Raw genomic sequence first — 12694 nt, 5'->3', positions numbered from 1 at the left:
ATGGATTTAATCAGACAAAGTGATGTTATTCAATGGAAAGATGGGGAATATAAAACAATTAAAGAAAACAGCGTAAACGACGAATATACTTATTTATTCATTGATTATTTGCCTCCACGCAAGTTTTCAACGTATCCTGAGGATTTGGAGGATTTTGCTGTAGGTTATTGTTTGGGTGAAGGATTAATTAAGGATTATTCAGACATTAAATCAATCCAATTGGACGGAACAAATGTACTGGTCACAACAACTCTTTCACATGACTCTGAAGAGGATTTGGAACAAGAGGGCATAGTCCAGCAGAAAAAAGGCAACTGTGAACATGCTTGTGTCTGCAGGCTGCTTGAATATCAGGGAGTCAATTCCGACAATGCTGGAGGGATTCGGTCCGATCTTGAAACAATCGAGCCGATTCACTCAGACTTGACGGTTGATGCAACACAAATCATTAAGGACATCAAACATCTGACTGATGAGGCTAAAATATGGCAAAAAACGGCAGGAGTACATGTTGCACAACTTAAATATGAAGATAATATAATCATTAGAGAGGACGTCAGCCGTCATGTAGCCGTTGATAAAGTGATTGGAGCAGCTTCTAAAGATGGATATGACTTTTCAAAATGTTACATTTCATATAGTGGAAGAATGCCTGCAGACATGTTAATCAAGGTAATTCGTGTAGGAATTCCAATAATTATTTCAAATGCGGCTCCTGCAGCTTCAGGTATTGATGTGGCCGAAGCAGGTAACATTACAATGGTGGGTTTTGTTCGTGATAACCGGTTCACTGTTTTCACAGCACCTGAGAGAATAAATTTAGAAAAATAGAAAGATTTAGAGTTCATCTAATGAAAATGAACCGAAATCTAACAAATCATATGTTAATATTTTTGGAGCAACTGTAACTTTTCCAATTCCAGTTATTATTTTGTAGGCTTCAAAAGCTTCAAGACAGCCTATTATGTTTGGTGTTGGTCCGATAACTGGAGGAACACCTGAAGTTACATTTTTCAAGTCATTAATCACATCATCATTTAATTCTTTTCCAATGGATGGGAGATTAAACATTTCTTCATATGTCTTATCGCTGTTTGGCAGGAATACTGTAATTTGGCCTTGTGTTCCATGGATTGCACCGTGAATGTATGGAATTCCTAACTCTTTAGCGGTTCTGGAAACTATCACTCTTGTTAAAACGTTATCCAATGCATCAATGACAATATCGGAATCTCCGATTACCTTTTTGATATTGCTTTGGTCCACATGCTCGTTAAAGGTAGTCGTTTTAACATAAGGATTTATCAATCTTACCTTATCTGCTGCAACGGCACTTTTTTCAAGACCTAAATCAGGTAAGCTGGCTAATGTCTGTCTGTTTAGATTTGATAGGTCAAATGCATCCTTGTCCACTAAGACAAGTTCTCCAATACCCATTCTGGCAAGCATTTCTATGGTTTCTCCACCTATTCCTCCACAGCCAATGACTGTGATTTTAGCGTCTTTGAATCTTTCCTGTTCGCTTCTTGTTACTATACTCATTTGACGGGATGCAATTTCCCAGTATCCGTCACCTATGTATCTTGTTGGCATTTTTTCACCTAAATATTTCTCCTTAATTTTGGCAGTAAATTCATAAATGAATCTAAGGCACTTTCATAATCTTCTAAGTCATATCCATTGATTAAACCATTTTCATTAATAATCAAATTTTCAATCTTGATTCCATGGTCTGTTTTTGAAATTATTTCTTTTTCAAGCAGTTCTTGAGTATTTTCCAAATTTATTGTAAATGGTAATTGATATGAGAATGAATTGTCATGATAATCAATGCTGATGTATTCGTCATCATCGATTTCGGATAAATTTAAAGCAACTTTCTTAAATCCCTGCTTTTTTAATTCATCGTTGATTTCATTAAATTTGTTATTTTTTAAAATTTCATCTAAATTGTCTACTTCAATAATACCAAACTTTCCCAAATTCCTTACTTTAACGATTTCACAGCCAGTATTTTCCTGAATATAATCTTCGCAATAGCTGATTTTAGAAATCTTTTCTTTCGTAGTTGGTGTATCTGTCGGAATTCTGGTTGCAAGACAAGTAGTTGATCTTGAATAAGGTATATTATTTTTATTTAAATATTCATGAATGTCTTTTGAAGTCAATTTGGCTTCAATAAACGGAGTATTGAACCCTTTTTTATATGTTACGAGAATTCCCGGTCTGTCAACTACCAGATCGCTAATGTTGTTTCCATCACAGATAAAGTCAAAACCTCTTTTTCTGGCTAACTGTTCTATTTTGGAATACATCAGATTTCTGCATGTATAACATCTTCTGGAATCGTTTGATAGGAAATATTCCTTCTCGTAAAAGTTAACATCAATTATTTCATGATTTATTCCAAAGGATTCTGCCACTTTTTTTGTATTTTCAATAAAATTGCTTGGAAGCAAATGATTATCTATAGTAATGGCCAGTGTGTCTTTGGCCACTTTTGATGATAAATAAGCTATTAATGTGGAATCCGCTCCCCCGGAAAAACCAATGGCAACTTTTTTATCTTTTAAAATATTTTTAACAATCTCGATTTTTTCTTCTAAATTCATTTTATCACGTCTTAAAGTTTAAGAGCATCGAATGATGCTCTTAACTGATTAATGAGTTTTTGGGAGAATGATTTTTCTCTTCATCTGGTTTAAGGAGTTATTTTAGTTTAACTCATTAATTTGTCGTGTTTTTTTATGGAAATTTTAAAATGGTTCTTTCATTTTTCAATTTTTCAGCCCGAGATATGGAAAAAGTAGAATCCCTTCGAAATGTAAACTATATAACAATAGTTATTTTTTCCATAAATAAGATTATTTCAACTTAATATATAAATGTTTTTAATGTTTTTTGTGGGTGATGAAAAATAGAAATATTTAAAGTATATGAAAATTATAACAATTGTTAATTAATTGGAGGTAGTAATATTTACGATGTTATTGTTATAGGAACAGGTGCTGGTGGAGCCACTGTTGCCAAGGATTTAAGTTTAAAAGACCTAAATGTTCTTATTCTAGAAAAAGGACATCATCAAGATGATGGCAGTTACGTTAAATCAATGATCAATAAAGAAATCCATCTAAAAAATAAACTATCTGAGAAAGATAAGGAAAAATACGAATTTATGACATGGCCTTTGACTTTAACTAATATTGAAGAGATTGGTGGAACTACAACTTCCTCTTTGGGAAATGCATGTTTTTCATGTAGTGGATGCTATTCAAATTCCATTATGCAGCAGTTTGAAGATAAGAATCTCGATATCTTTGAAGAGCTTCTTGAAGCAAGCGGTGAGCTGAATGTAAAGTATTTTCCAAAGAAATTATGGGGTAAATCTACACAGCTGATTGCTGAAGCAGGAGATGAACTGGGCTATATTGTCGAGCCTATGCCGAAATTCATTAATTTTGAAAAATGCAGGTTCTGCGGAAAATGCGTTAACGGATGCCTGTTTGATGCGAAATGGGACGGAACATATTTCGTAGACGAGGCTCTGGAAAATGGTGCTGAACTGATTGATGGTTTAAACGTGATTGAAGTTCTCCATGAAAATGGAGAAGTGACTGGTGTTGTTGGAATTAATGAAAACAATGAAAAAAAAGTTTTCAGGGCAAAAAATGTTATAGTTTCTGCAGGTGCGCTTAACACTCCGATAATCCTGAAGAATTCAGGTCTGAAAAATGTCGGAGAACAGATATTTTTCGATATCTTCACAACCATCGGAGGATATCTAAAGGATGCTAATCTAAAAAACGAGCTGATGATGGGTATTAAAATGGAATTTGGCCCATATTTTATAACTCCGCATTATTCAATGCAACTGCGCCCGTTAATTGAAAGGAATCATAGTGAAATAGATGACAGTGATGTCATCGGTTTGATGCTTAAGTTTGCTGATACATGCATAGGAACAATTGACGAGAAAGGCAATATCGAAAAAATCCTGACAAAAGTCGATGTTGACCTAATCAAGGAAGGATATCAAAAGGCCGTCCATGTTCTTTTGAAAATGGGTGTTGATGAGAAATATATTGTTGCAACTTCTCTTAAGGGAGCACATCCTGGTGGTACTGCTGCTGTTGGAGAGGTAGTCAATAATGATTTTGAAACTGAAATTAAAGGTTTATATGTCTGTGATGCAAGCGTAATACCTGAGGCTCCCGGAAGGCCTCCAATATTAACAATCGTAGCTATTGCCAAAAAAGTGGCAAAAATAGTCAATCAAAATTTTTAAGGTGATAAAATGAGTTTTAATTTAAAATACAAAAATATCGATGAGGAAAGAGAAATTGATGAAGAAAATTATACTATTAATGATTTGCTGAAAGATTTGGAATTATCTGCCCAAACCACTGTTGCAAAAATTAACGGTGAGCTGACAGTTGAGGATACAATCATTAATGACGGCGATGAAGTTCAGCTGATTCAAATTATCTATGGTGGATAATATTTAAATAATATAAACAATATAACACTTGTTATAGATAAACAAATGGGAGGATAATATGTGCGAAATTTTTTGTTTTAATTCTGATAAGCCAAAAGAAGTAAATCAATGTCTTGAATGTTTTTATAATCACTCAGAAGAACATCCACACGGATGGGGACTGGCAAACATGCACTCTGGTGATTCTGTAATCAATAAGGAACCTGTAAAAGCATCATGCAGCCAAAACCTGAAAAACATATTGTCCAATCCTGTTGTTGGAAAGAATGTTTTTGCCCATATCAGACTGGCTACAGTCGGTGAGATAATCTCTCCAAACTGCCATCCGTTCATTGAAGCTGATGACAATAACCGATCATGGATGTTAATTCACAATGGAACTATCTTTGACTATCCTGAATTGGATAAGTATGCCGATAAGGAGAATGGGGACACTGATTCTGAAAGGATTCTGCTTTATATAATTGATAAAATCAATAAGTTTGAGCATGAAAAAGGTGCTCCTTCAACAATCAAAGAGAGATTTAACATTTTAAATGATTTGGTGAGAGATCTTTCCAAAAATAATAAGCTTAACTTAATGATTTATGATGGGGACTTGACTTATATCCATTCCAATATGAAAGACTCCCTTTATTATTTAAAAAATGAAGAAGGATTTTTGGTCGCTTCAACTCCATTGGATGACGATGAAAACTGGAAACCTGTAGAATTAAATAAGTTGTTCGGTTTGATTGATGGAAATATAATATTTGAAAGTGAAGAGCATGAAAATGAGTTCATTTTAACTGAAGAACATGAAAGAAGGATTGAAGAATTCCTGAAAACTATTCCTAGGGATGAAAGCAATGATTGATGAGGGTTCTGTAAAAAATAAGCTATATAATGAATTCATAAAGCCAACCACACAAAAAAAGAATTTCATTGGTATTGAAATAGAAATACCAATCATTAATCTGAATAAGGACGCTGTGGATTTTGATGTTGTTCACAAAATAACAGATAAGTTTCAAAGCCATTACGGTGATTTCAAAACCGATGGTGTTGATTTTGAGGGCAATATATTCGCTTTAAAAAATCATGAAACCGATGATATAGTATGTTATGACTGTTCTTACAATAATATAGAATTTGCAATGGGAAAAGAAAAGGATTTGTTTACAATAAACGACAGATTTTGTGAGTATTATTCTTTTGTAAAGGAATCTTTTGAAGAGTACAATCACACATTAACTGGAATGGGAATCAATCCGTACAGGAAATATAATTTGAACAAGCCGATTCCTTCTGAAAGGTATCTGATGCTTTATCATCATTTAAAGTCATTCAAAAATTATGAGGACGTTCCTATGCATTTTCATAACTATCCTGAATATGGGATGTTTTCATCCGCTTCACAGGTACAGCTGGACGTTTATAAGGATGATCTGGTCAAGACAATAAATGTATTTTCAAAAAATCGAACCGATTAAGGCATTATTGTTTTCGAATTCAGTATTTTTGGAGGAAAATAAACACTTAACTTGCTTTAGGGATGCATTATGGGAATATTCAACTCATGGTGTCAATCCTCATAATATTGGTGGATATGATGTTGACTTTAAGGATATTGATGATTTGCAGGCTTATCTGGAATCATTAAACATTTATTGCGTAATGCGTGATGGGGCATACATCAATTTCCCGTCAATGAATCTGCTTGATTATTTCAATCAGGATTATGTTCGCGGAGAAATTTACAACAATGGTGAGTATCGTGACATTGATATAAAGCCTCGTCTTGATGATATTAAATATTTAAGACCATTTAAATTTATTAACTTAACATTTCGAGGGACTGTTGAGTTCAGAAGCATATGCACCCAACCGATTAGGGATTCAATGTGCGTTGCAGCATTTCATTTGGGCCTTAAAGATAAATTAAATGAATTGGAATATATAATTAATAATGATAAAGTAATTTACCATAAAGGCTATACTGCCGGTGAATTAAGGAAATTATTAATACAAGAAGAAATGCCTTCTTTTGTTGATAAGGAAGGTATCTGTAAGCTATCTAAAGATATTGTTGATTTAGCTGGTGAAGGCCTAAAGGATAGAGGAATTGGTGAGGAAATATTTTTAAAACCTTTGTATAAACGTATTAAAGAACACACCAATCCCGGAAAGAATTTAATTACCTCAATACATAGTGGGGTCAAATTGGAAAAGATTATTGAGGATTATGGGAAATTAGATTTGTATTAATTAGGGGGATGATTATGAATTTACTGAAATTATCTAAATTTTCTCCAGATGAAATTTTGGCTGGTTCATTTGGAATTGAATGGGAGAGTTTGAGGGCTAAAAAGAATGGACAACTGTCTTTAACGCCACACCCTGCAGTTTTCGGAGATAAATTAAAAAATCCGTTGGTGACTACTGACTTTTCAGAAAGCCAGATTGAAATTATCACACCGCCATTTAAGACAATCGATGAGGCATTTGATACGTTTTCCCTATTGTCTGATCTGGTAAATGCATCAATTCCTGATGATGAGTATTTATGGTTCCAGTCAATCCCTTGTATATTGCCTGATGATGACCACATACCGATAGCACAGTACTCAAAGGACGGTGTAGATTCCCACAAGTATAGGAAGAACCTCGCCAGTAAATACGGTCTTAAAAAACAGATGATTTCAGGAGTTCACTTTAACTTTTCATTTACTGATGAATTTTTAAAGAGACTGCATGGGCTTGATGATTCCGGTATGTCTTTTAAGGAGTTCAGAAATGAGGTCTATTTGAAAATAACCAGGAATTATCTGAGGCATTGCTGGTTAATAATCTACTTAACCGGATGTTCTGTAAGCTGCCATAAGACGTTTACAGAGGACTGCATTGGATTGATGGATGGTGAGGACGGATACGGAAGCTATTATTCAACTAAAGGCCCTTCATTTAGAAATGCATCATGCGGATATAAGAATTTAAAAGAGCTATATCCGTCTTATGATAGTGTTGATGAGTTCGTAAGGGACGTAAATGGATTCATTGAAGATGGGGATATTTCCGGTGCCCGGGAACTGTATACTCAAGTCAGATTAAAACCTAATGATCCAAAGGACTTATTGAATTCCCTGAGTGATGATGGAATTGAATATATTGAAATAAGGACATTGGATATCAATCCGTTTTATAAGTGCGGTCTTGTCAGACATGATATGCACTTTTTGCAATTATTCTTAATTTATATGTTGGTCAAATCAGAGTCAGAATATGAGTCCTGGCAAAAAGAAGCTCATCTCAATGAAGAGAATGTGGCCGCAAGGGCATATGACGATTCAATGAGGCTTTTAAAAGATGGTGAAGAAGTAACTTTAAAGCAATGGGCGGCTGAAATAATCAATGAAATGCATGGTATGTGTGAAGTATTGAGAATTGGTGATCCAGCTACATTAAATTTAATGCTTAAACGTGTATCAAATCCTGAATTAACATATGGTAGAAGGTTATTGGAATTAATTAAAGAAAATGGTTTTATTAAAACCAATACTACAATTTCCAAGAATAATAAAAAAACCAGTATCAGTTCTTTAAAAAATATCGATTCCAAAAGAAGCGACCAGGTTAAAAAGTATTTGGATTTGGCTTTTGTTGAAAATTTTTGTGATGTTTAGTCCAATTCTTAAATTGAAAAATAATGATATATCTTATCTGAAAAATTCAAGTCACTAAGTTTATATACTCCTAAATTAAAATAATGTTTATAGGGATTCATGAAGTTTTATTTTTTTAGCTGTTTTCAACCTTTGGGTTAACAATTTAAAAAAATATAACTATTGTTATTAAAAAATTTGGTGATTCAATGAATAAAAAGATAGGTGTTATCTTAGCTGTAGTCTTAATCGCCTTACTCGCAATGGGTTCAGTCAGCGCAGGCTGGTTCGACTTTTTAGGCGGAGACTCTGATAATAAAGTAACTATTGGTTATTTACCTTCTGATCATGATTCTGCATTATTTGTAGCTGATGCTCAAGGTTTATACAAAGAAAAAGGAATTGAAACTGAACTTGTTCAGTTCAACAATGGTGGAGACTTAATGACTGCTATGGCAAGTGGAGAAGTCGATGTTGGATATGTAGGTATCTCTCCCGTATTGTCTTCAGTTGAAAAAGGTGTTCCTGTAAAAATCATTTCCGCTGCTCAAAATGAAGGTAGTGGAATTATCGTTTCAAACGAATCTGGAATTGCTGCTGCTTCCGATTTATCTGGTAAAAACGTTGCAACTCCTGGTGAAGCAAGTATTCAATACGTATTATTAAATTACTACTTAAACCAAACTGGTTTATCAATTGATCAAGTAAATGCATCCGCAATGAAAACTCCTTCAATCAACGATGCAATCAACACTAACACTATTGACGCTGGTGTAACTTTCCAACCGTTCGTAAGTACTTCCGAAGCTGCTGGAAATGGTGTTTTAGCAACTTCTGCTGATATCTTACCAAACCACCCTTGCTGTGTTGTTGTAGCTTCACAAGATTTGATTGATAAAAACCCTGACACTGTTAAAGCTATTGTAGAAATCCACGAAAACGCTACTCAATTCATCAATGATAATATTGACAGTAACGCTAGTGCTGTAGTGGAATTATTACCTGAAGACATCGTTTCTGATGCAGATGTTGAAGCAAACTCTTTAGCTAGTTTCCCATTCCTCTCAGGTTTAGATGATGACTACAAAGCAAATGTTGACAGTTTCATGCAATTAGAAGTAGATTTAGGTATTTTAAACCAAACTATTTCACATGATGTTTTATTCTGGGAAGGACAATAAATCCTCCCAAAATTATTATTTTTTAAAAAACTAGTTTTTTTCATACTCTTCAGCAAGAATATCCATTGCTTCTTGAGTATTTTCATCTGATACTTTTTCGATGATTCTTTTGTTTTCTTCAAGACGGCCTTTATAGTATTGTCTTTTCTCACCGTCGACGATTTTGTAACGGCTGCAGTTTACCAAGGATTCAATCAATGCAGAAAATCCTCTGTTGAATGCCTTAATTGATTCGTCATTGATAACAAAGTCCTTGATTGTTCCGTTAATGAAATAGATGTTAGTGTCATTTTTAATAGGAAAATCTTCAGGCGTTTTCATTTCAATATCATCCACATCAATGACCATATAAGACCCTGCATCTTTCAAGATGGCAATATCTTCATCATCAGTATAGTATTCATCCGGAAGCCTGTCAATTGTTGATTTGGTAAATATTATCGGGTCCTGTGTTACATTAACTACGTATTGTCCTGTTTCCTGTATGTTTTTCAAACTTTTTGATCCTTCAAAGATTCTGCACATTACCTTGTCCTCACCCAGGTAAATGAATGCGAAAGCGGCTGAATTCTTTTCTTTTTTGGAGTTAATTGTTGTAGTAATGCACTCATATTGCAAGTTCATATGTATGCCAACTTTACTTAAATCATATTTCATACTGTAACACCTCTATTTTTAAAATAGTCATCAGCTATTTTGTATAGTTTATCAAAAACTTCAATTAAATTAATCACAGATTCATTTAAATCATCATCTAAATTTTCCAGGTTTGCAAGTTGGGATTTGTACTCAGGAAACATGTTAATTGAATATGTGAAGAAAGGCTCAACTTCGGTCGCATTAATTTCTTCATTATTAGTCATGTTTTCTAGAGAATCGGACAATTCTTTGAGATTTTCATAACTTGAATCAAGTGATTCCTTAATGTCTGTGTCATTGTCATTCAGCTTTTGAAAAGCGTTGTTAAGCTGAATAATAGCTATGGTAAATAGTTCTAAGTCAATTTCACCATCCATAAATACACCTAAAATAGTTAAAAATAAAAAAAGAGTTAAATTTCTCAGTTAAGAGAAATTATAATTTGATTTTAATATCTAAAGCGCTTGAACCTTCTTCGTAAACGAAGATTGGGTTAATGTCAAGCTCGGATATTTCCGGGAAGTCTAAAGTTAATCTGGCTACTCTTTTAATAGCTTCTTTTACTTCTTCGATATCGCAGGCAGCTTCGCCCCTGTATCCTTTAAGCAATTCAGAAACTTTGGTAGCTTCGATTTGTTCATCAATTTCCTGGGATGACAATCCTTTAGCTAATTTGAAGGAAACGTCTTCAATAAGGTTAACGTAGATTCCGCCCATACCAAATGCAATCATAGGTCCGAACTGTTTGTCTTTAATCATACCTACAATTACTTCCTGGCCGGATTCCATCATTTTTTGAACTTCCACTCCGTCCGGAACAATGTCTGGGTGAGCTGCTTTAGCATTTGCTATGATTTCATCATATGCTTCTTTGGCTTCTTCAACAGTTGAAATTCCGACTTTTACTCCACCGATATCGGATTTGTGCAAGATTTTATCGGATGCGATTTTAAGCACAACAGGGAATTCCATCTCTTCAGCCAATGTGGCAGCTTCATCAGCAGAAGTTGACAGTTTGATTGGTGCTGCTGAAATTCCGTAAGCTTCAGCAACAGCATATGCTTCGCTTCCGAGCAATGTGTCTCTTCCGTCAGCAGTTACTTTATCAAATATTGCTTTTACGGCATCTTTGTCAACGTCAGTGATGTTTTCAACGACATCGTCATATTTTCTTTCACCTAATTTTGCATAGTTGGTCATTGCAGCAAGAGCGTCAACTGCAGTTTCAGGGAAAACGTATGTTGGAATGTGGTTTTCTCTTAAAAGCTCATTTGCATTTTCAAATGTAGGACCGCCCATGTTAACTACAATAATTGGTTTTTTGGAATCTTTTCTTCCGTCCAATATTGCCTGAGCTATTCCGTCAGGATCAGCAGAAGCGGTTGGACAAACCATAACGATTAAACTGTCCACTCTTTCATCGTGCAGTACGATATCAAGTGATTCCTGATATCTGTTTACCGGTGCGTCTCCCAATACGTCAATCGGGTTGTTTGCACTACCTTCATCAGGAATACATTCTTTCAATCTGGCTGTGGTTTCTTCATCGAATTTAACGAGATCCAAACCTACTTTTTCCATAGCGTCTACGGTCAGCACTCCTCCACCGCCTGCATTGGTAATGATTGCAACGTTGCCGCCTTCAGGGAGCGGTGCTTTGGAAAATGCCAAACCTAAGTCAAAGAGTTCAGCCATGGTTTCCACACGCATAATTCCTGATTGGCCGAATGCTGTGTCGAATGCGAGGTCACTTCCTGCCAATGCGCCTGTGTGTGAAGATGCTGCCTGAGCACCTGCAGAAGATGATCCGGATTTAAGAATGATAATTGGTTTTTTGGCTGCGGTTTCTCTCATTGTTCTGATGAAGTCTTCGTCATCTGAAATGGATTCCAAGTAACAGATAATTACATTGGTTTCATCATCTTCAGCCAGATATTGTAATAATTCTATTTCATTTACACCTGCTTTGTTTCCGAGACTGATTACTTTACTGAATCCGATTCCTGAAGTTATACTCCAATCGATAATTGCTACCATCATAGCTCCACTTTGGGAGATAAAAGCAATGTTTCCTTTTGGTGGCATCATCTGTGAGAATGATCCGTTTAAAGGAGTATGGGAATCAGTAATACCTAAACTGTTTGGTCCGATAATGTTAATTCCGTATTTTTTACCAAGTTCAGTTAATTCAGCTTCTAATTTAGCTCCTTCTTCACCGACTTCTTTGAAACCTGCGGTAATAACAACAAGGTTTTCAACGCCGACTTCACCACAGTCACGTACTGTATCATTAACAAAAACTGATGGTATGGTGATTATTGCTAAATCAACTTTTTCAGGGATGTCTTTTATGCTTGCATATGCTTGTTTACCTAAAATTTCTCCACCTTTAGGATTTACAGGATATATTTTACCTTCAAATCCGTCATTTATTAAGTTGTCTACAATGATGTATCCTACTTTTCCAGGAGTGTTTGAGGCTCCAATGACAGCCACAGATTCAGGTTTAAACATCTTATTGAGATCTATCATAAAATTTTCTCCTTTATATTTAACACTATAATTTATAATGATAAATAATTAACAATTATTTATGGTTTAATATTTCGATTTATTATTATATAAAGATATTGTTTAAATAATTAATATTAAACCTTTATATATTAATTAAAATACTTTTTAAAGAGTTTTAAAAAATAAAAAGTGGCATCATAATATGAAAATGATTTAATATT

Annotated in this window: 13 protein-coding genes; 8 read left to right on the top strand and 5 right to left on the bottom strand. The window is 34.6% G+C overall.

The annotated features are described in order from the left end of the window. Entirely contained in the window at positions 1-831 is an 831-nt protein-coding gene (fdhD, locus tag ACKI2W_RS08600) for a formate dehydrogenase accessory sulfurtransferase FdhD (RefSeq protein WP_407381201.1), read from the top strand. A 6-nt stretch (positions 832-837) separates the two neighbouring features. Here the strand turns inward: fdhD and ACKI2W_RS08595 are convergent, their stop codons facing one another. Further along, the gene (locus ACKI2W_RS08595; RefSeq protein ID WP_407381199.1) at positions 838-1593 is read right to left on the bottom strand and encodes a HesA/MoeB/ThiF family protein; all 756 of its coding nucleotides are present in this window, start codon (positions 1591-1593) and stop codon (positions 838-840) included. Between the two features lie 8 nt (positions 1594-1601). Further along, a complete protein-coding gene (gene larE, locus ACKI2W_RS08590) occupies positions 1602-2612 on the bottom strand; it encodes an ATP-dependent sacrificial sulfur transferase LarE (RefSeq protein WP_407381197.1) in 1011 nt (336 codons plus the stop codon). A gap of 563 nt (positions 2613-3175) precedes the next feature. Between larE and ACKI2W_RS08585 the strand changes: the two genes are divergently transcribed. From ACKI2W_RS08585 to ACKI2W_RS08555, 7 genes are all read left to right on the top strand, one after another. Further along, a complete protein-coding gene (locus ACKI2W_RS08585; protein ID WP_407381195.1) occupies positions 3176-4285 on the top strand; it encodes a GMC family oxidoreductase N-terminal domain-containing protein in 1110 nt (369 codons plus the stop codon). A gap of 9 nt (positions 4286-4294) precedes the next feature. Further along, the gene (locus ACKI2W_RS08580) at positions 4295-4498 is read left to right on the top strand and encodes a MoaD/ThiS family protein (RefSeq protein WP_407381193.1); all 204 of its coding nucleotides are present in this window, start codon (positions 4295-4297) and stop codon (positions 4496-4498) included. Between the two features lie 58 nt (positions 4499-4556). Beyond that, positions 4557-5354, top strand: a complete 798-nt coding sequence (locus ACKI2W_RS08575; RefSeq protein WP_407381191.1) for a class II glutamine amidotransferase — start codon at positions 4557-4559, stop codon at positions 5352-5354. After that, positions 5347-5970, top strand: coding sequence for a hypothetical protein (locus ACKI2W_RS08570; protein ID WP_407381189.1), 624 nt, complete (start codon positions 5347-5349; stop codon positions 5968-5970). Before ACKI2W_RS08575 ends, ACKI2W_RS08570 begins: the two co-directional genes overlap by 8 nt. After that, on the top strand, positions 5942-6745 hold the full coding sequence (locus tag ACKI2W_RS08565; protein ID WP_407381187.1) for a hypothetical protein: 804 nt from the start codon (positions 5942-5944) through the stop codon (positions 6743-6745). Before ACKI2W_RS08570 ends, ACKI2W_RS08565 begins: the two co-directional genes overlap by 29 nt. A 14-nt stretch (positions 6746-6759) precedes the next feature. Next, on the top strand, positions 6760-8160 hold the full coding sequence (locus ACKI2W_RS08560) for a glutamate--cysteine ligase (RefSeq protein ID WP_407381185.1): 1401 nt from the start codon (positions 6760-6762) through the stop codon (positions 8158-8160). Between the two features lie 188 nt (positions 8161-8348). Beyond that, positions 8349-9320 carry an ABC transporter substrate-binding protein gene (locus ACKI2W_RS08555; RefSeq protein ID WP_407381183.1) on the top strand — a complete coding sequence of 324 codons (972 nt, stop codon included), beginning with the start codon at positions 8349-8351 and terminating at the stop codon, positions 9318-9320. A gap of 30 nt (positions 9321-9350) precedes the next feature. Here ACKI2W_RS08555 and ACKI2W_RS08550 read toward each other — a convergent pair whose 3' ends face one another. Genes ACKI2W_RS08550 through acs form a run of 3 tightly spaced genes read right to left on the bottom strand, consistent with a single transcriptional unit; the run spans position 9351 to position 12491 of the window. Next, positions 9351-9977: a DUF447 domain-containing protein gene (locus ACKI2W_RS08550; RefSeq protein WP_407381181.1), complete on the bottom strand. Its 627-nt coding sequence runs from the start codon at positions 9975-9977 to the stop codon at positions 9351-9353. Further along, positions 9974-10336 (bottom strand): hypothetical protein, encoded by a 363-nt coding sequence (locus ACKI2W_RS08545; RefSeq protein WP_407381179.1) that lies wholly within the window; start codon positions 10334-10336, stop codon positions 9974-9976. The genes ACKI2W_RS08550 and ACKI2W_RS08545 overlap by 4 nt, the downstream gene beginning before the upstream one ends. A gap of 58 nt (positions 10337-10394) precedes the next feature. Beyond that, on the bottom strand, positions 10395-12491 hold the full coding sequence (gene acs / locus ACKI2W_RS08540; protein WP_407381177.1) for an acetate--CoA ligase alpha subunit: 2097 nt from the start codon (positions 12489-12491) through the stop codon (positions 10395-10397). Between the last annotated feature and the right edge of the window lie 203 nt (positions 12492-12694).

This window comes from Methanobrevibacter sp. (genome assembly GCF_045603845.1).
Taxonomy (GTDB): domain Archaea; phylum Methanobacteriota; class Methanobacteria; order Methanobacteriales; family Methanobacteriaceae; genus Methanocatella.
This window is presented reverse-complemented; position numbering and strand designations above follow the sequence as displayed.

Bases quoted from the DNA above. Each gene is read 5' to 3' on its own strand.
- fdhD (WP_407381201.1), top strand. From the start codon at position 1: ATGGATTTAATCAGACAAAGTGATGTTATTCAATGGAAAGATGGGGAA.
- ACKI2W_RS08595 (WP_407381199.1), bottom strand. From the start codon at position 1,593: ATGCCAACAAGATACATAGGTGACGGATACTGGGAAATTGCATCCCGT.
- larE (WP_407381197.1), bottom strand. From the start codon at position 2,612: ATGAATTTAGAAGAAAAAATCGAGATTGTTAAAAATATTTTAAAAGAT.
- ACKI2W_RS08585 (WP_407381195.1), top strand. From the start codon at position 3,176: ATGACATGGCCTTTGACTTTAACTAATATTGAAGAGATTGGTGGAACT.
- ACKI2W_RS08580 (WP_407381193.1), top strand. From the start codon at position 4,295: ATGAGTTTTAATTTAAAATACAAAAATATCGATGAGGAAAGAGAAATT.
- ACKI2W_RS08575 (WP_407381191.1), top strand. From the start codon at position 4,557: ATGTGCGAAATTTTTTGTTTTAATTCTGATAAGCCAAAAGAAGTAAAT.
- ACKI2W_RS08570 (WP_407381189.1), top strand. From the start codon at position 5,347: ATGATTGATGAGGGTTCTGTAAAAAATAAGCTATATAATGAATTCATA.
- ACKI2W_RS08565 (WP_407381187.1), top strand. From the start codon at position 5,942: ATGTATTTTCAAAAAATCGAACCGATTAAGGCATTATTGTTTTCGAAT.
- ACKI2W_RS08560 (WP_407381185.1), top strand. From the start codon at position 6,760: ATGAATTTACTGAAATTATCTAAATTTTCTCCAGATGAAATTTTGGCT.
- ACKI2W_RS08555 (WP_407381183.1), top strand. From the start codon at position 8,349: ATGAATAAAAAGATAGGTGTTATCTTAGCTGTAGTCTTAATCGCCTTA.
- ACKI2W_RS08550 (WP_407381181.1), bottom strand. From the start codon at position 9,977: ATGAAATATGATTTAAGTAAAGTTGGCATACATATGAACTTGCAATAT.
- ACKI2W_RS08545 (WP_407381179.1), bottom strand. From the start codon at position 10,336: ATGGATGGTGAAATTGACTTAGAACTATTTACCATAGCTATTATTCAG.
- acs (WP_407381177.1), bottom strand. From the start codon at position 12,491: ATGATAGATCTCAATAAGATGTTTAAACCTGAATCTGTGGCTGTCATT.